This is a genomic window from Hydrogenophaga luteola (genome assembly GCF_042648585.1).
Taxonomy (GTDB): Bacteria; Pseudomonadota; Gammaproteobacteria; order Burkholderiales; family Burkholderiaceae_C; genus Hydrogenophaga; species Hydrogenophaga luteola.
In genome coordinates this window covers 99,293-121,564 of the sequence record NZ_JBHRXX010000004.1, presented here as the reverse complement: position 1 = coordinate 121,564, position 22,272 = coordinate 99,293, and the positions used below count along the sequence as shown (strand labels likewise).

The following is a 22,272-nucleotide window of genomic DNA, read 5'->3' as shown; positions in this document are numbered from 1 at the left end:
ATGTGCCAATTGCTGGGTCTCAACTGCGCCACGCCGACCGACGCCTCGTTCAGCTTCACCGGCTTCTGCCAGCGCGGGGGCGCCACCGACCACCACGCCGACGGCTGGGGCATCGCCTTCTTCGAGGGGCGGGGCCTGCGGCTGTTCATCGACCACGAGAGCGCGGCCAACTCGCGCATGGCCGAGTTCCTGCGCAGCTACCCGCTCAAGAGCAAGAACATCGTCGCCCACGTGCGCAAGGCCACGATCGGCGAGGTGAGCCTCGAGAACGCCCACCCGTTCACGCGCGAGCTCTGGGGCCGGCACTGGGTGTTCGCCCACAACGGCGACCTCAAGGACTACTTTCCCAAGCTGCACAGCGCGTTCCGCCCCGTCGGCACCACCGACAGCGAGCGCGCCTTCTGCTGGCTCATGCAGGAGCTGGCCAAGTCGCACGCCAGCCTGCCCAGCGTCGAGGAGCTGACGCACACCCTGCGCGAACTGATCCCGCAGGTCACCCGCTTCGGCACCTTCAACTTCCTGCTGTCCAACGGCGAGGCGATGTGGGCGCACTGCAGCACGAAGCTGCACTGGCTGGTGCGCCAGTACCCGTTCTCCAAGGCCACGCTGATGGACCACGACTGGACGGTGAACTTCGCCGAGGTCAACCAGCCCGGCGACCGCGCGGCCGTGATCGTCACCACGCCGCTGACCAGCGACGAGCAGTGGACCGCCTTCGAGCCCGGCGAGCTGAAGGTGTTCGTCGACGGCGTGGTGGTGTAGGCCTCAGAGCCGGGCTCGGCGCTGCTGCTCGCGCAGCATGTAGAGGTACAGGCCCTCGACCTTCTCGCGCGCCCAGGGCGTCTTGCGCAGGAAGCGCAGGCTGGAGGTGATGCTGGGGTCAATGTTGAAGCAGCGCACCGGGATGCGCTCACCCAGACCGTCCCAGCCATAGGTTTCGACCAGGGCGTTGAGGATCGCCTCCAGCGTCATCCCGTGGAGCGGGTTGTTCGCCTGGGCGGGCTTCGGGCCCTCGCTCACGCCGGTGCTTTCAGTGCCGCCTCCAGCGCGTCCACGAACATAGCTGGCACATCGAAGCCGGTCTGGTCGTGGATCTCCTGGAAGCAGGTCGGGCTGGTGACGTTGATCTCGGTGACCTTGTTGCCGATCATGTCCAGCCCCACCAGCAGCAGGCCGCGCGCGGCCAGCACCGGTGCGATGGCCTCGGCCACGGCGCGGTTCTCATCGGAGAGCGGCTGCGCCACGCCCTTGCCGCCGGCGGCCAGGTTGCCGCGCACCTCGTTGCCCTGCGGAATGCGCGCCAGCACGTAGGGCGCGACCTTCCCGCCGATCAGCAGCAGGCGCTTGTCGCCCAGCGCGATCTCGGGCAGATAACGCTGCACCATCACGCTCGTGGTACCGCCCTGGTTGAGGGTCTCGATGATGGAACCCAGGTTCATGCCGTCGGCGCCAACCCGGAAGATGCCCATGCCGCCCATGCCGTCCAGAGGCTTGAGGATGATGTCCTTGTGCTCGGCGTGAAAGGCGCGGATATCGTCGGCGGCGCGCGTCACCAGCGTGGGCGGCGCGAACTGCGCGAACTCCATCAGCGCGAGTTTTTCGGGGTGGTCACGCAAGGCGCGCGGGCTGTTGAACACACGGGTGCCCTCTCGCTCGGCCTGTTCCAGCAGATGGGTGCTGTAGAAGAACTCGCTGTCAAACGGCGGGTCCTTGCGCATCAGCACGGCGTCAAAGTCCTTCAGTGACTCGACCGCCTTGCCGGTGACGGTGAACCAGTCGTGCGCGTCGCCGGTCAGGCGGATGCGGCGCACCGTGGCGTTGACGGTGCCGCCGCTGCGCCAGCCCATGTGACGTGGTTCGGTGGCGGCGATGGCGTGGCCGCGTTGCTGCAGCTCGCGCATCATGGAAAAGGTGGTGTCCTTGTAGGTCTTGAAGGACTCGAGCGGGTCGGCAACGAAAAGGATGTTCATGGGCTTGTCTTTCGGGCTCCGTACTGTTGCACAAACAGCGCCAGAGCGCCGGCGACCACGCCCCAAAACGCCGAGCCGATGCCGGCTATCACCACCCCGCTGAGCGTGACGAGGAAGGTGATGAGCGCGGCTTCGCGGTGGGCGTCGTCCTTGAGCGCGGCGTGCAGGCCACCGCCGATGCTGCCCAGCAGCGCCAGCCCGGCGATGGCCAGCACCAGCTCTTTGGGAAAGGCCAGCAGCAGGCCGGTGACCGCCGCGCCCACCAGGCCGATGGCGATGTAGATCAGCCCGCAGGCCACGGCCGCGGTGTAGCGCTTGCCCTTGTCGGCGTGCGCCTCTTCGCCCATGCAGATGGCGGCGGTGATGGCGCTGAGGTTGAGCGCGAAGCCGCCGAAGGGCGCCAGCACCAGGGTCGCGACACCGGTCATGGTGATGATCTTCGAGATCGGCATGTCGTAACCCGCCGCGCGGATGGCCGCGACGCCGGGCAGGTTCTGCGAGGCCATGGTGACGATGAACAGCGGCAGCGCCAGGCTGACGAAGGCGCTGAACGTGAACTCGGGCGCGGTGAACACCGGCACGGCCCATTGCAGCGTGAGCGCACCGGCGTTGAATTGGCCGTTGACCACCACGTGCACCACCGCCACCAACAGGGTCAGCGGCACCGCGTAGCGCGGCAGGAAGCGCCGCCCCAGCAGGTAGGCCAGCAGCATCAGCACCACCAGCAGCAACGCGGTCTGCGCGGCGGCAAAGGCCTGCAGGCCGAAGCGCGCCAGTACGCCGGCCAGCAGGGCGGAGGCAATAGCCATCGGGATGCGGTTCATCACCCGCTCGAACAGGCCGGTCGCGCCAGACAGGATGATGAGCGCCGCGCAGGCCATGAAGGCGCCCACGGCTTGCGCCATCGTGAAGCCGCCGGCCAACCCAGCGGTGGCCAGCACGGCGGCCCCCGGCGTGCTCCACGCCACCATCACCGGCTTCTTGAGGATCAGCGAGGGAATGGCCGAACACAGGCCCATGCCCAGGCCCAGCGCCCACATCCAGGAGGTGATGAGCTCGGGCGTGGCGCCGAAGGCCTGCGCGGCCTGGAAGACGATGGCGACCGAGCTGGTGAAGCCCACCAGCACCGCCACGAAGCCGGCCGTGGCGGCCGAGAGGTTCAGGTCACGAAAAAAAGACATCCGGCGATTGTGCCGGGCGTCAGATCTCCAGCTTGGAGCCGAGCTCGATCACCGCGTTGGCCGGCAGGTTCAGGAACTCGGCCGCCGCGCCCGCGTTGTGGTGCATCTGCGCGAACAGCTTCTCGCGCCACAGCGCCATGCCTTCGCCCAGCGTGGGCACCACCAGGTCGCGCGAGAGGAAGTAGCTGGTCAGCATCGGCTCCAGTTCGCAGCCGCGGCCGCGCATCAGCTCCAGCGCCTTGGGCACGTCCGGGTCGTTCTTGAAGCCGTAATGGATCACCACTTCCCAGCAGTCGTGCCCCAGGGCGTTGACCTCCAGCCGCTTGTCCAGGCCGATCCAGGGGCGCTCGTGGCTGCGCACGGTGACGAACAGGTTCTGCGCGTGCAGCACCTTGTTGTGCTTGAGGTTGTGCAGCAGCGCATTGGGCACGGTGCCGGTGTCCGCGGTCAGAAACACCGCCGTGCCGGCCACCCGCGTGGGTGGGTCCATGAAGACGGCGTCGAGGAAGCTGTCCAGCTCGATGGCCTCGGCCTGCTGGGCCTTGGCCATCAGGGCCCGGCCCTGCTTCCAGGTCATCATCAGCGTGAACACCACCCCACCGATCAGCAGCGGGAACCAGCCACCAGCGAAGAGCTTGAGCAGGTTGGAACTGAAGAAGGCCAGGTCGACCAGGAAGAACCAGCCGGTGGCGGCCACACACAGGGCCAGCGGGTACTTCCAGCCGTAGCGGATGACAAAGAAGGTCAGCACGGTGGTGATGAGCATGTCCAGCGTGACTGCGATGCCGTAGGCCGCCGCCAGGTTGGACGAGGACTTGAACATCACCACCGCCAGCACGATGGCGGTGAACAGGCCCCAGTTGACGAAGGGGATGTAGATCTGCCCGGTGTCGCTGACGCTGGTGTGGCGGATGTTCAGGCGCGGCAGGTAGCCCAGCTGGATGGCCTGTTTGGTCACGCTGAAGGCGCCGGAAATCAGCGCCTGCGAGGCGATCACCGTGGCCATGGTGGCCAGCCCCACCAGGGGCAGCAGGGCCCAGTCGGGCGCCATGTTGAAGAAGGGGTTCTTCACCGCCTCCGGGTCTTCCAGCAGGAGCGCGCCCTGGCCGAAGTAGTTGATGGTGAGGCAGGGCATGACGATGGAGAACCAGGCCAGCCGGATCGGTTTCTTGCCGAAATGGCCCATGTCGGCGTACAGCGCCTCACCGCCAGTCACGCACAGCACCACCGCACCCAGGATGATGAAGGTGGTGCCCGGTTGCTCCCACATGAAGCGCAGCGCATGGTGCGGGCTGAGCGCCCCCAGGATCTCGGGGTGGCCGACGATGTGTGGCACCGCCAGCAGGGCGATGGACAGGAACCACAGCACGGTGATGGGGCCGAAAAACTTGCCGATGCCGCCCGTGCCGCGCTTTTGCACGAAGAACAGCGCAAACAGCACCACCAGCGTGATGGGCACCACGTATTTCCTGAAGTGGGGCGACACCACCTCCAGGCCCTCCACGGCCGACAGCACCGAAATGGCGGGGGTGATGACGCCGTCGCCGTAAAACAGCGAGGTGCCGAAGATGCCGATGGCCAGCAGCCACTTGCGCAGTTCGGGCTTGTCCTTCACCGCCTGCGAGGCCAGTGCCAGCATGGCGATCAGGCCGCCTTCGCCGCCGTTGTCGGCCCGCAGCACCAGGGTGACGTACTTGAGCGAGACGATGACCGTCAGCGTCCAGAAGACGATGGACAGCACGCCGTAAACGTTGGCGTGTGTGAAGGGTACATGGCCCGACCCGAAGATTTCCTTGATGGCGTACAGCACCGAAGTGCCGATATCGCCGTAGACCACACCGATGGCGCCCAGGGTGAGCGCAGCAAGCGACGACTTGTTCGAGGACACAAAACCGTCCGGCCAAGGAAGGCCAGACCCGTTGTCTGGAAGACCGCGATTCTGCGCCAGCGCCCACCCGGCTGTCAGCCGGGAGATCGCCTCAAACGGACGGCCGGGCGCCGGATGTTGCGGCGCAACAACCGTCCAGCGTCAGTCGTAGCTTTCGGCGTCCGGGTCGGTCGCTTCGAGCTCGTAGGCGGCCGAGAGCATGGCCAGCCGGCCGATCACCCCGTACATGTAGAAGCGGTTGGGCACACTGGCCCCGGGCTTCATACCCGGCTGCGGCAGCTGGGCGCTCTGCTCGAAAGCAAGGGGCACGAAGCTCGCGCCCGGTGCGGCCAGGCTCTCGTCGGTGCTGCGGTCGGCGTGCACGCGGTAGAAACCGCCCACCACGTAGCGGTCCATCATGTAGACCACCGGCTCGGCCACGGCGGCATTGATGCGCTCGTTGGTGAGCACGCCTTCCTGGATGATCACCTCGCCGATCGCGTGCCCCGCGGTGGCCTTGGCGCGCGCATGGAACCAGGCATCGTCCAGCTCCTTGGCGTCGCGCACCGTCAGCTGGCCCAGCGCCGCATGGCTGTTGTCGGCCTTGATGACGACAAAAGGCTTCTCGTTGATGCCGTATTCCTTGTACTTGCGGCGCACGCGCGCCAGCAGGGCGTCGGTGTTGCTGCGCAGGCACTCCAACCCGCTCTGTTCGGCGAAGTTGACCGCGCCGCACTGGTTGAACATGGGCGTGATCAGCCAGGGGTCCATGCCCAGCAGCTTGCCGAAGCGCTTGGCCACCTCTTCATAGGCTTTGAAGTGGTTGCTCTTGCGGCGGATGCCCCAGCCGGCGTGCAGCGGCGGCAGCAGGTACTGCTCGTGCAGATCTTCCAGGATGCCCGGCGCACCGGCGCTCAGGTCGTTGTTGAGCAGGATGGTGCAGGGGTCGAAGTGCTTGAGCCCCAGGCGGCGCTTGCTGCGGATCAGGGGTTCGAGCATGACCGATTCGCCGCCGGGCAGGTCGAAGGTGGTCGGTGCCTTGATGTCGTTGGACAGCGATCCCAGGCGCACGTTCAGACCGGCCTGATAGAAGATGCGCTGCAGCTGCGCCAGGTTGGCCAGGTAAAAGATGTCGGTGCGGTTCTCGGGCACCAGCAGCAGGTTCTTGGCCTCGGGGCAGATTTTCTCGATCGCCGCCATGGCCGCCTGCACCGCCAGCGGCATCATCTCGGGCGTCAGATGGTTCCAGGCGCCGGGGTAGAGGTTGGTGTCGACCGGGGCCAGCTTGAAACCGGCGTTGCGCACGTCCACCGAGCTGTAGAACGGCGGCGTGTGCTCCATCCATTCCAGACGGAACCAGCGCTCGATCACCGGCGTGGACTCGAGGATCCGCTGCTCCAGCTCGTTGATCGGACCGGTCAATGCCGTGACGAGGTGCGGAACCATGGGACAACCTTTGCGCGAAGAATAAAACGACCGCCCCATTGTAGGGACCGGTCAAGACAGCCAAAGGTCAGAAGTGGGGCCGGCGCCCCGGCTTGCAAGCCCCCTCAGGTGCGGATTTCGCCCTCGCCCAGCACCACGTACTTCAGCGAGGTCAGCCCCTCGACGCCCACCGGCCCGCGGGCGTGGAATTTGTCGGTGCTGATGCCGATTTCAGCGCCCAGCCCGTACTCGAAGCCATCAGCGAAGCGGGTGCTCGCATTCACCATGACGCTGGCCGAATCGACCTCGCGCAGGAAGCGCTGGGCGTGCACATGGTCGGTGGTGAGGATGGCGTCGGTGTGATGGCTGCTGTACCGGTTGATATGGGCGATGGCCTCGTCGACCCCATCCACCAGCTTGACGCTGACGATGGGCGCGAGGTATTCCTCGCACCAGTCCTGCTCGGTCGCGGCCTTGACTTGGGCTCCCGGCACGGCGGCCAGGAGGGCCATCGCCTCGGGGCAGCCGCGCATCTCCACGCCCTTGGCGGCGTAGACGGCGCCGATCTTGGGCAGAAAGTCGGCCGCCACGCCGCGCGCCACCAGCAGGCTTTCGGTGGCGTTGCAGGGGCTGTACTTCTGCGTCTTGGCGTTGTCGGCCACCTTGACCGCCATGGCGATGTCGCAGGGGTCGTCCACGTAGGTGTGGCAGTTGCCGTCCAGGTGCTTGATGACGGGCACCTTGGCTTCGGCGCTGATGCGCTCGATCAGGCCCTTGCCACCACGCGGGATGATCACGTCCACGTACTGCGGCATGGTGATCAGCTGGCCGACGGCGGCACGGTCGGTGGTGGGCACCAGCTGCACCGCGTCGGCCGGCAGGCCCGCAGCCACCAAAGCCTGCTGCACCAGCGCGGCGAGCGCCCGGTTGGAATCGATGGCCTCGGACCCGCCGCGCAGGATGCAGGCGTTGCCGCTCTTGATGGAGAGGCTGGCGGCCTCTATGGTCACGTTCGGGCGGCTTTCGTAGATCATGCCGAACACGCCGATGGGCACGCGCATCTGGCCCACACGGATGCCACTGGGCATCTGCTTCATACCCGAGATCTCGCCAATGATGTCGGGCATCGCCGCCAGCTGCTCACAGCCTTCGGCGCAGGTTTCCAGCACCTTGGGCGTGAGCTTGAGCCGGTCCACCATGGGTTCGGCCAGACCGGCGGCACGGGCGCGTTCCAGGTCCTTCGCGTTCTCCACCTGCAGCGGCGCCACGTTCTCGCGCAGCAAGCGGGCCAGTTCGCGCAACGCCTTGATCTTGGTCGCAGCGCCAGCCTTGGCCATCAGCGCCGAAGCGGCCTTGGCCTGGCTGCCCAGTGTGTTCATCAGTTCGGAGGTGGAGGTCGCGTTCATGCCGCGATTTTCGCACCTCCGCCGGTTTCAGGCCCTCAGAAGGGGTAGTGCCGCGGCGTGGTCTGCACCGTGATCCAGCGCAGTTCGGTGAACTCGGCGATGCCGGCCTTGCCGCCGAATCGGCCGATGCCGCTGCCCTTGACGCCGCCAAACGGCATCTGCGCCTCGTCGTGCACAGTCGGTCCGTTGACGTGGCAGATGCCGCTGTCGATCTTGCGGGCGACGTTGAAGGCGCGGGCGATGTCGCGGCCAAAGACAGCGGCACTCAGACCGTATTCGTTGTCGTTGGCGCAGGCAATCGCTTCCTGCGTGTCCTTCACGCGCACGATGCACTTGACCGGGCCGAAGGTCTCTTCGTGGTAGATGCGCATGGCCGGCGTGACGTGGTCGAGCACGGTGGCGGGCATCAGCGTGTTCTCGGCCTTGCCACCACACACCAGCTTGGCGCCCTGGGCCAGCGCATCGTCGATCAGGGCATTGCAGTGGTGCACCGTGCCCATGCCGATCACCGAGCCCAGCACCACCGGGTCGGGCTTGCGCGGGTCCCCCAGCGGCAGGCTCTTCGCCTTGTCACCGAACTTCTTCACGAACTCGTCGGCCACCTTCTGGTCCACGATGATGCGTTCGGTGCTCATGCAGATCTGGCCGCTGTTGGCGAAACAGCCAAAAGCAGCGCCGTTGACGGCGTCGTCCAGGTCGGCGTCGTCCAGCACGACCAGCGGCGCCTTGCCACCCAGTTCCAGCACCACCGGCTTGAGGTACTTCGCGCAGGTCTGGGCGATGATCTTGCCGACCTTGGTGGAGCCTGTGAAGTTCACGCGCCGCACCGCGGGGTGGGCCACCATCGCCTCGACCACGGCACCGGCGTCGGCCGGGGCGTTGGTCACGTAGTTCACCACCCCGGGCGGGAAGCCGGCCTCCTGCAGCGCCTCGATGATCAGGCCGTGGGTGCGCGGGCAGTTCTCGCTGCCCTTGAGGATCACCGTGTTGCCGCAGGCCAGGGGCGTGGCAATCGCCCGCACGCCCAGAATGATGGGGGCGTTCCAGGGCGCGATGCCCAGCACCACACCGGCCGGCTGGCGCACGCCCATGGCCAGGCTGCCCGGCACGTCGGACGGAATCACCTCGCCCGCCACCTGCGTCGTCAGCGCCGCGGCCTCGCGCAGCATGCCGGCCGCCAGCATGACGTTGAAACCGGCCCACATGCCGGTGGCGCCGGTCTCGGCCGGCACCGCTTCGATGAACTGGGGCGTCTTGGCCTCCAGCGCGTCGGCGGCCTTGAGCAGCAGCGCGCGGCGCTCGGACGGGCCGGTCTCGCTCCAGGTCTTGAAGGCCTCGGCCGCGGCCTCCACCGCCATCACGGCGTCGGCGGATGAGGCCGCGGGTGCGCGCGTGGCGACGCTGCCATCGAGCGGGTTGCGGCGCTCGAAGCTGGCGCCGTGTTCGGCGCCGACCTTCAGGCCGTTGATGAGCATGGACAGATCGGACATGGTTTCTCTCCTGTGTGTTGCCAAAAGACGGGATCAGGCCGCGGCGGGCGGGCGCGCCGCGGTTGGAGAAGCGGTGGTGGCGGCCCCCAGGTAGGCCTCGCGCACCACGCTGGAACGCGCCAGCAGCTTCGCGGGGCCGCTGGCCACCAGCGCGCCGCGTTCCAGCACGTAGCCGCGGTCGGCCACCGCCAGGGCCTTCTTGACGTTCTGCTCGACCATGAGCACCGTGGTGCCGGCGTCGGCGATGCGCCGGGCCATGCCCAGCAGCTCATCAACCATGCGCGGTGCCAGGCCGAGCGAGGGTTCGTCCAGCATCAGCAGGCGCGGCGCGCTCATCATGGCGCGCGCCACGGCCACCATCTGCTGCTCACCGCCGCTCATGGTGCCGGCCAGCTGCTGGGCGCGGTCGCGCAGCTTGGGGAAATCGACGAAGGCCTGTTCGAGCCGGCGGGCGCGCTCGGCCTTGGGCACCAGCCAGCCACCGAGTTCGAGGTTCTCCAGCACCGTCATCTGCGGGAACAGCTGGCGCCCTTCCGGCACCAGGGCCACACCGGCCTTGACGATACGGTCGGTTTTCTCGGGCAGGTCATCGCCATCGAGCGTGACCACGCCCTGTCGGCGGATCAGGCCGTTGAGCGCCTTGAGCAGCGTGGTCTTGCCGGCGCCGTTGGGGCCCAGCACCACGGTCAGACCGGGCCGGACCTCGAGGTGGAGATCGCGCAGCACCAGGAAGGCGCCGTAGCCGGCGGACAGGCCCTGCACCTTCAGGTGCGCCTGCGGGCTGCCACCGAGCACGAAAGGAGTGTCGCGGTACCACATCATGCGGCGGCCTCCTCGGCCATCTCGTCGCCCAGGTAGGCCTCGATCACCTCGGGGTGGCGCACCACGGCGGCGGGCACGTCGTCGGCGATCTTGCGGCCCTGGTGCAGCACGATCACGCGCTCCACATGGCGCAGCAGCGTGGTCACGGCGTGCTCGATCCAGACCACGGTGAGGTCCAATTCGTCGCGCAGACGGCGGATCAGCCGCGCCATCGCCTCCACTTCCACTTCGGTCAGGCCGGCGGCCACCTCGTCGAGCAGCAGCAGGCGCGGCCGTGTGGCCAGCGCCATGCCGATCTCCAGCAGGCGCTGCTGAGAGGGTGTGATGGCCGCGGCGGGCAGATCGGCCTGGGCCGAGAGACCGATCAGCGACAGGATGCTCTCGGGCGTGCGCAGCGCCCAGGGCACCGAGGCCTCTTCGCCCCAGAGCCAGTACTTGCGCGGCCGGCGACCGGCGAATTGCAGACCGAAAGCGATGTTCTCGCGCACCGGCATGTCGCCGAACACGCGCGGGGTCTGGAAGGTGCGCGCCAGGCCGCGTGCGGCGAAGCGGTGCGGCGCCTGGCCGCTCAGGTCGCGTCCTTCGACCATCAGCCGCCCGCTGGTGGGCCGGATCACCCCCGAGATGGCGTTGAAGAAGGTGGTCTTGCCCGCGCCGTTGGGGCCGATGATGCCCACCAGCTCACCGGGCATGAAGACCGCGTCCACGTGGTCGACCGCGGTCAGGCCGCCGAAGCGCACCGTGACCTCGCGGGCGTCGAGCAAGGGCTGGGTGTGCACGTCAGAGGACATTCGAGCGCTCCCGCTGCAGCCGGTCTCTGGCCTTGCGCTGTGCCGTCTCGCCGGTCAGGTCTTCGCGCAGCTCGCGCCACCACCGCCGGCTGGCCTGCCCCCAGTCGCGGAAGGTCTGCCAGCGCAGCGAGGCCAGCCCCCCCGGCAGGTACAGCACCGAGAGGATGAGCAGCACACCCAACGACATCATGTAGAGCTGCGGCACCTGCAGGCGCAGGGTCTCGGACAGCACGCTGAACACGATGGCAGCGATCAGCGGCCCCCACAGCGTCATGGCACCACCGATCAGGGCGATCAGCACGGTCTGGAAGCCGATGAAGGGATTGAACACGGTGTGCGGGTCGATGTAGGTCCAGCGCACCGACATGGCCGCGCCCACCGCGCCGGCCACCGCGGCCGTGATCGCAAAGCCCGCCACCTTGACCACCCGGGTGTTCACCCCCAGGGTCTGGGCCCGCTGCTCGTCGGCGCCGATGCCGGCCATGGCCAGGCCGAAGCGCGTGCGGCGCACGACGATGGACAGGGCCACCGCCAGCACCGCGATCAGCAGCACCGTGAGGTAGATGGTGCGGTCCTCGGGCACCACCACCAGCACTCGGCCGACGGTGCCGGTGACGCTTTTTTCGAAGTAGCTGATGGCGTGGCGGATCAGCTCGGTCATGCCGAAGGTGAGCACCGCGAAGTAGGTGCCGCGCAGGTGCAGCACCGCCGCCCCCATGACCACCGCCACGGCGGCCGCGATCAGCGCGCCCAGCGCAATGACTTGCTCCCAGGGCCAGGTCTCCAGCAGCAGGGCGCTGGTGTAGGCGCCGATGCCGAAGAAGGCCGAGGTGGCGAGCGAGAGGTAGCGCGTGGTGCCGCAGAACAGCGACCAGCTGGACGACAGCGCCACGTACATCAGGCAGGTCATGGCCATGGAGACCACGAACTCGCTGCCATACCCCGGGATGGCCAGCGCCCAGCCGGTGAAGGCCAGCAGGACCAGCAGATCACGGATCAGAAGCTGCCGCGAATTCATGCCTTCCTCCCTTTGCGGGCGAACAGGCCTTCGGGGCGCAGCAGCAGCACGCCGATGAAGACCACGTAGCTCAGCAGCGCCTTGAGCGAGGGGTTGGTGAAGTGCATGCCGATGGCTTCGATGACGCCCAGCAGCAGGCCGCCCGCGAGCGCGCCGCCCATGCTGCCGAAGCCGCCGAGGGTGATGACGATGAGGGCGGTGACGGTGTAGGGCTCGCCCATGGACGGGCTGATGGTGTAGGCCATGGACAGCAGGCAGCCGGCCACGCCCGAGAGGCCCAGGCCGATGCCGAACATGAAGGGATGCAGGCGCCGCGTGTCGATGCCGACCAGCTGCGCGCCGGTGGGCGACTGCATCAGCGCGCGCACCGCCTTGCCCAGCAGCGTCATGCGCAGCAGCGCGATGAGCTCGCCGGCAAACAGCAGGGCCAGCGCGAACACCAGCAGCTTGTTGGCCGCGAACTGCGCCTGGCCGCCGGGTAGCGGGATGACCACCGGATCGGTCAGGTAGTCGTAGCCACGCAGGTCGCCGCCCCAGATGTAGGAGATGACGTTCTGCACCAGGAACATGAGACCGAAGGCGACCATCAGCCCGCGCGCCTCGAACACGTCGAGGTTGGGCGAGGTCGCAGTCAGGCGCCGGAAGCACAGCCAGTGCACCGCCAGACCGATGAGCATTAGCATCACAAACGACACCGGGATCATCCACAGCGGTGAGAGCCCGAATTGCGTCTGCACCATCCAGGTGAGGAAGGCGCCGACCATCAGGAACTCGCCGTGCGCGATGTTGAGGATGCGCATCAGGCCGTACTGGAGGTTCAGCCCCAGCGCGACCAGCGCGTAGATCCCTCCGGTGATGAGACCGGAGGCGATCAGTTCAAGCCAGGCGGGAAACGACATGCGGGGGCGGTGTCACTTCCAGGCCGGTTTGGCGGGGTTCAGTTTCGCTGTGGCCACCTGCTGCGGCCACACCACCTCGAACTCACCGTTCTGCCACTGGCTCACCGTGCCCGGCGTGCCCACGTTCTCGCTGCCGGTGAACTTGATGTCGCCCAGGATGGTCTTGTGCGTGGTGCCGGCCACGTAGTCGCGGATGGCCTTGCGCTCCAGCCCCACCTGCTTGACGGCGTTGGTCAGGATCTCCAGCGAAGCCCAGCAGGCGCCGCTGGCCCAGCGGTCGGGTTCCTTCTTCTGGCTCGCCACATGGGCATCGAAATAGGCCTTGGCGCCCGCGCTGGTCTTGCCGTTCCACGAGCCCATGCCCAGCACGCCCTCGGCGCCAGCGGGGGTCATCACGTTCTTGTAGAGCGGGAAGGCTGTGCCCACCGAGGCGTAGAAGAACTTCGGGTTGAAGCCCACCTCCTTGGCCTGCTTGCTGGCCAGGATGGTGTCGGGCGGGTAGGTGAAGCCGACGAAGGCGTCGGGGTTCTTGTCCTTGATGCTGCGCAGCACCGGCGAGAGGTCCTTGACGCCGCCGGGGTAGCTCTTGTCCTCCACCATCTGGATGCCGCTGCCCTGCAGCGCCACCTTGAGCGCGGCGTAGTTCTCCAGTCCGAACAGGTCGTCCACGTAGATGCAGGCCAGGGTCTTGCAGCCGTTGGCCTTGAGCATGTCCACCAGCGCGTTGGTCATGGGCGCCGGCTGCTGCAGCATGAGGAAGAAGTACGGCAGCTTCATCTCGATCAGCCGTTTGGACAGCGCGGTCGGCGCGAGGAAGGGGTAGCCCAGGCGGTTGGCCAGCGGCGCGACGGCGAAGTTGGCGTTGCTTCCCCAGGGCGCCAGCACAAGGTCCACCTTGTCGCTGGCCATGAGTTTCTGGTAGGTGCGCACGCAGGTCTCGACGTCGCTGCGGTCGTCGGAGCTGATCAGCTCGATCTTGCGGCGCACGCCCTTGACGTCGAGGCCGCCGGCGGCATTCTGCTGCTCGGCCCACAGCAGGTAGTTGGGCTCCTGGCTGGTCTGGGCGCCGCCGGTCCAGGGGCCAGTGCGGGCCATGGCGTAGCCCACGCGCACGGGCGCGGACTGCGCCAGCAGCTGGGGTGCGACGGACATCGCGCCCACGGTGGCGGCGGCGCGCTGGATGACGAGGCGGCGGGTGGGATGGGCCATGGTGGTGTCTCCTTGTAGGTGGTTGCAACCGGCCCGTCGATGCTAGGAACGAAGGCTGGGCAGCGCTTTGCTCAGCCTGCACAAAGCGCTTGTCCAAACGTGCACGGCGATGAGGGATAACCCTCGCCCCCACATCTCCCATGGGCACAGCCAGCCTCCCATAATTTCTGTTCACTCCCAGGAAGCCTCGCCATGCCCGAAGCCACGACCCTGACCACCGACGAGGCGCCCGCCAGCGAGCGCGCCGCGCTCTGGCGCGACTGGATGGCCCGGCTGTTTTTCGGGCTCGAGTCCGACCTGTACGGCGACACCACCTTCGACGGCCATGTGCAGACCGCGCGCGCCGGTGACGTCGTGATGACGCGGCTGGAGGCCAACCGCCACCGCGTGCTGAGACGCCCGCAGGTGGCGCGCGCCAGCGACGCGAGCTACCTCAAGATCGTGGCGCCCTGGCAAGGCAGTGCGGCCGTCGAGCAGCACGGCCGGCAGGTCTGGGTCAGGCCCGGCGGCTGGGCCATCTACGACACCACCGGCAGCTACGAAGTGGGGAACCCCGAACGCGCGGAACACCTGATCGTGATGCTGCCCAAGGAGCAGCTGACCGAACGCGGCCTGCGGCTGGACCCGCTGATGGGCCGCCACGTGGGCGGCCACTGCGGCATTTCAAGGGTGGCACTGGACACCATGCGCAGCACCTTCCTGGAGCTGCCAAGCATGAGCAGCGACGCCGCCAGTGGGGCGGGCAACGCCATCCTGGAACTGGTGCGCCTGTCGCTGCAGGAGCTGGCCGGGCGTGAGACAGGGGCCACACAGCTCGAAGCCTTCCGCGACCGCATCCGCGCCCACATCGGCCAGCACCTGCGGGACCCCCACCTGTCCATCGACAGCATCGCCCAGGCGTTGAACTGCAGCAAGCGCCACCTCTACAACGCCTTCAGCGACGAGGACGACACGCCCGCCCACTACATCCTGCGCCGGCGCCTGCAGGCCTGCATGCGCGACCTGCGCGACCCGGCCCTGGCCAAGCGCTCGATCACCGACATCGCCTTCGCCTGGGGCTTCAACAACGGCGCCCACTTCAGCCGCGTGTTCCGCGAACACGCGGGCCTGACGCCGAGCGACTTCAGGAATGCCGCCCAGCGGCAAGCGGACGACCAAGTCAGCCGCGCAGGGGGGCCAGCGACTGCGCCACTTTGACCGCCATTCGGTGCAGCGCATCCCAGGGGTCGGCCGGCCAGTCGGGCTGCTTGAGGCCCTTGACGATGCCATCCACCGTGTGCGCGTCCTGCAGCCACTGCGCCAGCTGCGCGGGCCGGACCAGCGGCAGGGCACGCTCCATGAGCTTTTCCTTGACGCCCCAGACGCGGCTCTCGCGCAGCGCCATGGGCAGCGGACGGCCCGCGTCCATAGCACCCCGTACCCGGTGCAGCGTGCGGATGTCCTCGGACAGCGCAAAGTGCACCAGCACCGCCGCCTCGCCCTCGGCCTGCAGGCCCTCGAGCATGCGCTGCGCCCGCAGCACCTGTCCGCCCAGCACCGCCTCGGCCAGTTTGAAGGGCGTGTAGCGGGCCACGTTCAGCACCGCACTTTCGATCTGCTCGAAGCCGAGCTCGCCGGCCGGATAGAGCAGGCCGAGCTTCTGGATTTCCTGGTGCGCCGCCAGCAGGTTGCCCTCCACACGGTCGGCAAAGAACTGCAGCGTGCGCTGGCCCGCCTCACCCGCAGCGACACGCTGGCCCTGGGCCTGCAGTCGCTGGGCGATCCAGGCGGGCAGGGCCTGCCGCTCCACCGGATCCACCCGGACCGTGACACCAAAACTGTCCAGAGCACCGAACCAGGCGCCCTTCTGGGTCGCCATGTCGAGCCGCGGCAACAGCACCAGCGTGAGCGTCGAGTCGTTGTCGCGCGCGGCTTCGGCGATCTGCTGCAGCACCTGCGAGCCGTCCTTTCCCGGCTTGCCCGAGGGGATCTGGATCTCGATCAGTTGCCTGTCGGCGAACAGGCTCATCGAGCCGCCACTCGCCAGGACTTCGCTCCAATCGTAGTGGGCACCGGCCACGGTGTGCACCGTTCGCTCGGTGTAGCCCTGCGCGCGCGCAGCGGCGCGGATCGCGTCCGCGCCCTCCTGGATCAGCAGGGGCTCGTCACCGTGCAGCGTGTAGAGGGAGCGCAGTCCCTTTTGCAGATGCCCGGCCAGCTGCGGGGCGGCAAGCTGCATGGGATCAGAGCGACTTCACGGCGGCCAGTCGGCGCAGCACCTGCTGCACGATGTCGCCATCCATGTCGCGGAACATCAGGTTCTCTTCCGCGGCCTTGGCCAGGGCGACCGTTTCGCTGAAGCTGATGTCGCGCTCCAGCAGCAGCTCGGAGTCCCCGATCAGGATTTTTCCCGCCGGGGTCGTCAGCCGGAAGCGGAAACGGGCGCGCAGGGTGAGCTCCCGCACCTGGCCGGTGTCGGTCTGACCGGACACCACGCGCTCATGCCGATCCATGGTGACGAAGAGCACCACCTGCGGCGGCACTGCGGCCTGCGCTGGATCCACCGGCGCCTGGGCGGCGGCCGACGAGTTCACCACGCGCAGCCCCGACGACACCAGCGCCTGCTGCAACGACCGGGACACCGAGGTGTTTTCAAAGCCGGCAACCTGCACCGACTCGAAGGCGAACTTGGGCGGCTGGCGCAGCGCAAATCCGCAGCCCGACAGACCGGCCAGAAGACCTGCCGAACCGGCCGCTGCCAGACCACGCAGGGCGGCCCGACGGGCCGGTGATTTCAGGACAGCTGGGGCCATGGCTTGGGGTCTCGCTCGGTTGAAAGAGGACATGCGACGGGAATCGAAGTTTTATACCACCACGTTCACCAGACGGCCGGGCACCACCACGACCTTCTTGGGCGCGGCACCGTTGGCGGCTTTCTGGAAAGCCTCGCTGGCCAGGGCGGTGGCCTCGATGGAGGCCTTGTCGGCGCCGGCCGGCACGGTCACGCTGCCGCGCAGCTTGCCGTTGACTTGCAGCACCAGCTCGATCTCGTCCTGCTTCAGGGCCCCCGGGTCCACCCGGGGCCACGGCGCATCCAGCAGATCGCCCAGCGCACCCGCATAACCCAGTTCACTCCAGAGCGCATGGGCGATGTGTGGCGTGGCCGGGTACAGGGCACGCAACAGGATGCCGAACCCCTCAATCACCGCCACCTGCGCGCCCGCGTCGTCGAACTGCTTGAAGTCCTCCAGCGCGTTGAGCATCTTCATCGCACCGGAGACCACCGTGTTGTACTGCATGCGCTGGTAGTCATAGTCCACCTGCTTGAGCACGGTGTGGATCTCCAGACGCAGGGCCTTGGCCGCCTTGCCGAAGGCGATGTCATCCAGGCTCGCAGCCCCGTGGGCCGCCGCCACCGCACCCGCCCAGTCGCTCTGGGACAGCTTGACGCCCAGGTTCCAGACACGGCGCAGGAAGCGGTAGCTGCCCTCCACCGCCGCGTCGTTCCACTCCAGCGTGGCCTCGGGCGGCGCGGTGAACATGGTGTACAGGCGCGCGGTGTCGGCGCCGTACTTCTCGATCAGGTCCTGCGGATCGACGCCGTTGTTCTTGGACTTGGACATGGTGCCCACGCCCTCGTAGTCGATGGCCGTGCCCGCCGGCAGGTCACCCACCGCGTTCTTGAGCTTGGCGCCGACGATCTTGCCGCCTTCGTCCAGCACATGCTCCACGTCGTGCGGCCAGAAATACTCCTTGCCACCCTTGTCGGTGCGGCGCGAGTAGATGTGGTTGAGCACCATGCCCTGCGTCAGCAGCTTGGTGAAAGGCTCGTCCACTTTAACCAAGCCCAGGTCGCGCATGACCTTGGTCCAGAAACGCGCGTACAGCAGGTGCAGGATGGCGTGCTCGATGCCGCCGATGTACTGGTCCATCGGCATCCAATAGTCGGCACCGCCGGCCACCATCGCATCCGGATTGGTCGGGTCGCAATAGCGCATGAAGTACCAGGACGAGTCCACGAAGGTGTCCATCGTGTCGGTCTCGCGCCGCGCGGGTTTGCCGCAGCAGGGGCAGTCCACCTTCAGGAAGGCCTCGCACTTGTTCAGCGGGTTGCCGCTGCCGTCCGGCACCAGGTCCTCCGGCAGCACCACCGGCAGATCCTTTTCGGGCACCGGCACCGACCCACAGCTGTCGCAATGGATCATGGGGATCGGCGTGCCCCAGTAGCGCTGGCGGCTGATGCCCCAGTCGCGCAGGCGGAAGGTGGTCTTCTTCTCGCCCAGACCTTTGGCGGCCAGCAGCGACGCGACCTTGTCCACCGCGGCCTTCTGGTTCAGGCCATCCAGCACGCCCGAGTTGACGCACACACACTTCTGCTTGTCGCCGTACCACTCGGCCCAGGCGTCGGTAGAGAAGGTCTCGCCTTCCACTGCCACGACCTGCTTGATGGGCAGCTGGTACTTGAGCGCAAACGCGAAGTCGCGCTCATCGTGCGCCGGCACGCCCATCACGGCGCCGTCGCCGTAGCTCATCAGCACGTAGTTGCCGACCCAGACCTCGACCTGGGCGCCGGTCAGCGGGTGGGTGACGAACAGGCCGGTGGCCATGCCCTTCTTTTCCTGCGTGGCCAGCTCGGCTTCGGTGGTGCCGCCGGTCTTGCATTCGTCGATGAAGGCGGCCAGCGCGGGGTTGGTCGTGGCGGCGTGCTGGGCCAGCGGGTGCTCGGCGGCCACGGCGCAGAAGGTCACGCCCATGACGGTGTCGGCACGCGTGGTGAACACGTACATGCGGCCGTCGCCGATCAGCGACCCGTCGACCGCTTTGATGTCGTGCGTGAAGGCGAAGCGCACGCCCTCGCTCTTGCCGATCCAGTTTTCCTGCATCAGGCGGACCTTGTCGGGCCAGCCATTGAGAGTTGCCTTGTCATTGCCCAGCTGCACATGCGTGAGCAGTTCGTCGGCATAGGCCGTAATGTTCAGGTAATAACCGGGGATCTCGCGCTTCTCGACCAGCGCGCCGGTGCGCCAGCCGCGGCCGTCGATCACCTGCTCGTTGGCCAGCACGGTCTGGTCCACCGGGTCCCAGTTGACGATCTGGGTCTTGCGGTAGGCGATGCCCTTCTCCAGCATCTTCAGGAACAACCACTGGTTCCACTTGTAGTAGTCGGGTGAGCAGGTGGCGACTTCGCGCGACCAGTCGATGGCCAGGCCCATCGCCTGCATCTGCTTCTTCATGTAAGCGATGTTCTCGTAGGTCCACTTCGCCGGCGGCACGCCGTTCTTGAGCGCCGCGTTCTCGGCCGGCAGGCCAAAGGCGTCCCAGCCCATGGGCATCAGCACGTTATGGCCGTTCATGCGCAGGTACCGGGTCAACATGTCGTTGATGGTGTAGTTGCGCACGTGGCCCATGTGCAGCTTGCCGCTGGGGTAAGGCAGCATGGAGCAGGCGTAGAACTTCTTCCTGCTCGCGTCTTCGGTCACGCGGTAGGCGTCGGTGGCGGTCCAGTGAGCGTGCGCTGCGCGCTCGACGTCCTGGTGGGCGTATTTGTCTTGCATGGGGCTGGGGCCGGACTGGACCGGCGTTCGGAAGGGGCGGCGGACTGCGTCGCCCCTGATTTTAGGGCTTGCGGTTCAGCGGCCTGGCACCGGTGCGGTGGGCGCGCCCGTGGCCGGATCGGCCACAAAACCGATGCGCGAAAGGCCAACGGCCTGCGCCATCCCGATCAGTTGCACCATGCGCCCGTACGGCACCGCGGTGTCGGCGCGCAGCTGCAGCTCGGTTTCGGGGTCGCGCTTGGCGACCTCCTCCAGGCGTTGCTGGAGTGCGGCTGCATCCACCGGCTGCTCGTCCCAGTAGACCTGGCCTTGCGCGTCGACGCTGATCGACACAAAGGCCTCGGGCTCCTCGACCTGCGCAGCCTTGTCTTCGGCCTTGGGTAGCTCCAGCTCCAGCCGACTGGACATCAGCGGCGCCGTGATGATGAAGATCACCAGCAGCACCAGCATCACATCCACCAGCGGCGTGACGTTGATGTCGCTGATCGGCTGGTTGCCGCCCGGCTTTTCCAGTCGCCCGAAGCTCACTGTGCGCGCTCCTGGTGGTGCACCAGCAGTTCGCGCAGATCGCGCGCAAAGCCCTCGAGGTCGGCCTCGATGCGGACGATCTGACGCCCCAGCACGTTGTAGGCCAACACCGCCGGGATGGCCACGGCCAGGCCGGCCGCCGTCATGACCAGCGCCTCGCCCACGGGGCCAGACACCTGCTCGATGCGGAACTTGCCGTCGATGCCGATCTCGGTGAGCGCATGGTAGATGCCCCACACCGTGCCCAGCAGGCCAACGAAGGGGGCGGTGGAGCCCACCGTGGCCAGCAGCACCTGACCGAACTGGAGCCGGTGCAGCACCCGATGCAGCGCATCGCGCAGCACGCGCGTAAGCTGCTGCGAGCGGTCACCAGCGGCGGCCAGCGTCTGCGGGGCAGCCTGTTCGATGGTCCTGGCGGCCTCCAGCAGGGGCAGCACCAGACGGCGCGGGTCAAAGGTCTTGAGCCGTTGCTGTGCCTCGTCCAGGTAACCGGCCTGCCAGAAGGCGGCGGTCGAGGTCTGCACGTCGCGCACAGCACGGCGCAGCAACCAGCCCTTCCAGAGGATCACGACCCAGCTCGCGACCGACATGGCCAGCAGCAGCAAGGCCACACCGCGGCTGACCGCATCGCCTTGCCAGATGGTTTGCCAGACGCCACCCATGAATCGCTCCCCTTGTATCGTCTCGCTCAGCGCAGGCCGAGCACGTCAAACATGTCGTACAGACCGGACGACCGGCCAGCCAGGAACCGCAACGCGCGCAGACTGCCCTGCGCGTAGGTGGCACGGCTGCTTGACTTGTGGGTGATCTCGATGCGCTCGCCGGTGCCGGCGAACAGCACGGTGTGGTCGCCCACGATGTCGCCGCCGCGCACGGTGGCAAAACCGATGGTCGAGGGATCGCGTTCGCCGGTCACCCCTTCGCGGCCGTAGACCGCACAGTCCTTGAGATTGCGGCCCAGCGCGTCGGCAATCACCTCCCCCATCTTCAGGGCGGTGCCGCTGGGGGCATCGACCTTGTGGCGGTGGTGGGCCTCGATGATCTCGATGTCGTACCCGGTCGACAAGGCCTTGGCAGCCATCTCCAGCAGTTTGAGCGTGACGTTCACGCCCACACTCATGTTGGGCGCCATGACGATGGCGATCAATTTCGCCGCCTCAGCGATCTGAGCCTTCTGCTCATCGCTGAAGCCGGTGGTGCCGATCACCATATTGACTTTGTGCGCCACGCAGGCCTGAAGGTGCGCCATCGTGCCCTCAGGACGGGTGAAGTCGATCAGCACCTGGCTTCCCGCCAGCCCAGCAGCGAGGTCGGCGGTGATCGCCACCCCGGTGGACTTGCCGGAGAACGCGCCGGCATCCAAGCCGATGGCGGTGCTCGTCGTCACATCCAGCGCGCCGGTCAGCGTGCAGTCACCACTGCCGCGCACCGCCTCGACCAGCATTTGGCCCATGCGGCCGCTGGCACCGGCGATGCACACCCGGTGCAGATGGGCGGTCGCCTGGCTCATCGTGGCGCCCCCGTGGCTTCCAGCGGCGGGTAGGCGGTGGTAGGCGCGGCCGGAGCGGTCGGCGCCGGGGCGGACACAGGCCCCGCATTGCGGGCCTGGAAGGCCTTGAGCTGCTCTTCGGTGGCTTCCAGAGGCGGCACCTTCTCGGCCTTGCGACGGGCATCCAAGGACGAGACAAACTCGGTTTCGCTGGGCAGTTCGTCCGACTCGATGCGTTCCATGACATCGCCCTTGAAGAACACGGTCACCCTTCGCTGCTGCGGCGGCTGTCCCTGGCGCTTGAGAGTGAACACATAGTCCCAGCGGTCGGCATGAAAGACACTGGTCAGCAGAGGAGAGCCCAGCACACCACGCACCTGGTCGCGCGCCATGCCCGGCTGCAACGCCTGGGTCTGTTCGCGGGTCACCACATTGCCCTGGAGGACATCGACCTTGTAAGGGGTCACGAGACCCGCCACGCTGGACGCGGAAGGTATCTTCTCACCCACACTGGAACAGGCACCGAGGGCCATGCAGGCAGCCAGCACCAGGGCAGAACGCGGCAATGCGGCACTGCGGATTCGGGCCTGCGGCTGCGTCAGGGGATTCAGGATAGACAGGCGCATGTGCGACTCTCAGATAA

The 22,272-nt window shown here is 67.3% G+C and carries 21 protein-coding genes; 2 read left to right on the top strand and 19 right to left on the bottom strand.

The genetic code is table 11. The features are described from left to right. Positions 1-762, top strand: a complete 762-nt coding sequence (locus ACFOPI_RS09710) for a class II glutamine amidotransferase (protein WP_382173351.1) — start codon at positions 1-3, stop codon at positions 760-762. 3 nt (positions 763-765) lie between these two features. Here ACFOPI_RS09710 and ACFOPI_RS09705 read toward each other — a convergent pair whose 3' ends face one another. The 12 genes from ACFOPI_RS09705 to ACFOPI_RS09650 form a co-directional block, all read right to left on the bottom strand. After that, positions 766-1,020: a VF530 family protein gene (locus ACFOPI_RS09705; RefSeq protein WP_382173349.1), complete on the bottom strand. Its 255-nt coding sequence runs from the start codon at positions 1,018-1,020 to the stop codon at positions 766-768. Then, positions 1,017-1,970 carry a glutathione synthase gene (gshB, locus tag ACFOPI_RS09700; RefSeq protein WP_382173348.1) on the bottom strand — a complete coding sequence of 318 codons (954 nt, stop codon included), beginning with the start codon at positions 1,968-1,970 and terminating at the stop codon, positions 1,017-1,019. The genes ACFOPI_RS09705 and gshB overlap by 4 nt, the downstream gene beginning before the upstream one ends. Further along, positions 1,967-3,151 carry a benzoate/H(+) symporter BenE family transporter gene (locus ACFOPI_RS09695; RefSeq protein ID WP_382173346.1) on the bottom strand — a complete coding sequence of 395 codons (1,185 nt, stop codon included), beginning with the start codon at positions 3,149-3,151 and terminating at the stop codon, positions 1,967-1,969. The genes gshB and ACFOPI_RS09695 overlap by 4 nt, the downstream gene beginning before the upstream one ends. 19 nt (positions 3,152-3,170) lie before the next feature. Continuing rightward, positions 3,171-5,039, bottom strand: coding sequence for a potassium transporter Kup (locus tag ACFOPI_RS09690; protein WP_382173344.1), 1,869 nt, complete (start codon positions 5,037-5,039; stop codon positions 3,171-3,173). Positions 5,040-5,180: 141 nt separating this feature from the next. Continuing rightward, entirely contained in the window at positions 5,181-6,464 is a 1,284-nt protein-coding gene (gene gshA, locus ACFOPI_RS09685; protein WP_382173342.1) for a glutamate--cysteine ligase, read from the bottom strand. Between the two features lie 104 nt (positions 6,465-6,568). Then, a complete protein-coding gene (locus tag ACFOPI_RS09680; protein ID WP_382173341.1) occupies positions 6,569-7,849 on the bottom strand; it encodes a glutamate-5-semialdehyde dehydrogenase in 1,281 nt (426 codons plus the stop codon). Between the two features lie 35 nt (positions 7,850-7,884). Then, the gene (locus tag ACFOPI_RS09675; protein ID WP_382173339.1) at positions 7,885-9,339 is read right to left on the bottom strand and encodes an aldehyde dehydrogenase; all 1,455 of its coding nucleotides are present in this window, start codon (positions 9,337-9,339) and stop codon (positions 7,885-7,887) included. A gap of 33 nt (positions 9,340-9,372) precedes the next feature. Continuing rightward, complete coding sequence (locus tag ACFOPI_RS09670) at positions 9,373-10,161, bottom strand: ABC transporter ATP-binding protein (RefSeq protein ID WP_382173337.1); 789 nt, start codon at positions 10,159-10,161, stop codon at positions 9,373-9,375. Next, complete coding sequence (locus tag ACFOPI_RS09665) at positions 10,158-10,952, bottom strand: ABC transporter ATP-binding protein (protein ID WP_382173335.1); 795 nt, start codon at positions 10,950-10,952, stop codon at positions 10,158-10,160. Before ACFOPI_RS09665 ends, ACFOPI_RS09670 begins: the two co-directional genes overlap by 4 nt. Beyond that, complete coding sequence (locus ACFOPI_RS09660) at positions 10,942-11,970, bottom strand: branched-chain amino acid ABC transporter permease (RefSeq protein ID WP_382173333.1); 1,029 nt, start codon at positions 11,968-11,970, stop codon at positions 10,942-10,944. Before ACFOPI_RS09660 ends, ACFOPI_RS09665 begins: the two co-directional genes overlap by 11 nt. After that, positions 11,967-12,869 carry a branched-chain amino acid ABC transporter permease gene (locus tag ACFOPI_RS09655; RefSeq protein ID WP_382173331.1) on the bottom strand — a complete coding sequence of 301 codons (903 nt, stop codon included), beginning with the start codon at positions 12,867-12,869 and terminating at the stop codon, positions 11,967-11,969. Before ACFOPI_RS09655 ends, ACFOPI_RS09660 begins: the two co-directional genes overlap by 4 nt. 12 nt (positions 12,870-12,881) lie before the next feature. Next, entirely contained in the window at positions 12,882-14,078 is a 1,197-nt protein-coding gene (locus ACFOPI_RS09650; protein ID WP_382173330.1) for an amino acid ABC transporter substrate-binding protein, read from the bottom strand. 192 nt (positions 14,079-14,270) lie between these two features. Between ACFOPI_RS09650 and ACFOPI_RS09645 the strand changes: the two genes are divergently transcribed. Further along, positions 14,271-15,275: a helix-turn-helix domain-containing protein gene (locus ACFOPI_RS09645; RefSeq protein ID WP_382173328.1), complete on the top strand. Its 1,005-nt coding sequence runs from the start codon at positions 14,271-14,273 to the stop codon at positions 15,273-15,275. On the opposite strand, the gene holA is transcribed toward ACFOPI_RS09645, so the two are convergent. The 7 genes from holA to ACFOPI_RS09610 form a co-directional block, all read right to left on the bottom strand. After that, entirely contained in the window at positions 15,238-16,296 is a 1,059-nt protein-coding gene (gene holA, locus ACFOPI_RS09640; protein WP_382173326.1) for a DNA polymerase III subunit delta, read from the bottom strand. The genes ACFOPI_RS09645 and holA overlap by 38 nt on opposite strands. A 4-nt stretch (positions 16,297-16,300) precedes the next feature. Then, the gene (locus ACFOPI_RS09635) at positions 16,301-16,870 is read right to left on the bottom strand and encodes an LPS-assembly lipoprotein LptE (protein ID WP_382173324.1); all 570 of its coding nucleotides are present in this window, start codon (positions 16,868-16,870) and stop codon (positions 16,301-16,303) included. Between the two features lie 51 nt (positions 16,871-16,921). Beyond that, entirely contained in the window at positions 16,922-19,612 is a 2,691-nt protein-coding gene (gene leuS, locus ACFOPI_RS09630; RefSeq protein WP_382173322.1) for a leucine--tRNA ligase, read from the bottom strand. Between the two features lie 75 nt (positions 19,613-19,687). Next, complete coding sequence (locus tag ACFOPI_RS09625; RefSeq protein WP_382173321.1) at positions 19,688-20,140, bottom strand: ExbD/TolR family protein; 453 nt, start codon at positions 20,138-20,140, stop codon at positions 19,688-19,690. Next, the gene (locus ACFOPI_RS09620) at positions 20,137-20,802 is read right to left on the bottom strand and encodes a MotA/TolQ/ExbB proton channel family protein (protein ID WP_382173319.1); all 666 of its coding nucleotides are present in this window, start codon (positions 20,800-20,802) and stop codon (positions 20,137-20,139) included. Before ACFOPI_RS09620 ends, ACFOPI_RS09625 begins: the two co-directional genes overlap by 4 nt. A gap of 26 nt (positions 20,803-20,828) precedes the next feature. After that, entirely contained in the window at positions 20,829-21,650 is an 822-nt protein-coding gene (gene dapB, locus ACFOPI_RS09615; protein ID WP_382173317.1) for a 4-hydroxy-tetrahydrodipicolinate reductase, read from the bottom strand. Continuing rightward, positions 21,647-22,255, bottom strand: a complete 609-nt coding sequence (locus tag ACFOPI_RS09610; protein WP_382173315.1) for an outer membrane protein assembly factor BamE — start codon at positions 22,253-22,255, stop codon at positions 21,647-21,649. The genes dapB and ACFOPI_RS09610 overlap by 4 nt, the downstream gene beginning before the upstream one ends. Positions 22,256-22,272: the final 17 nt, after the last annotated feature.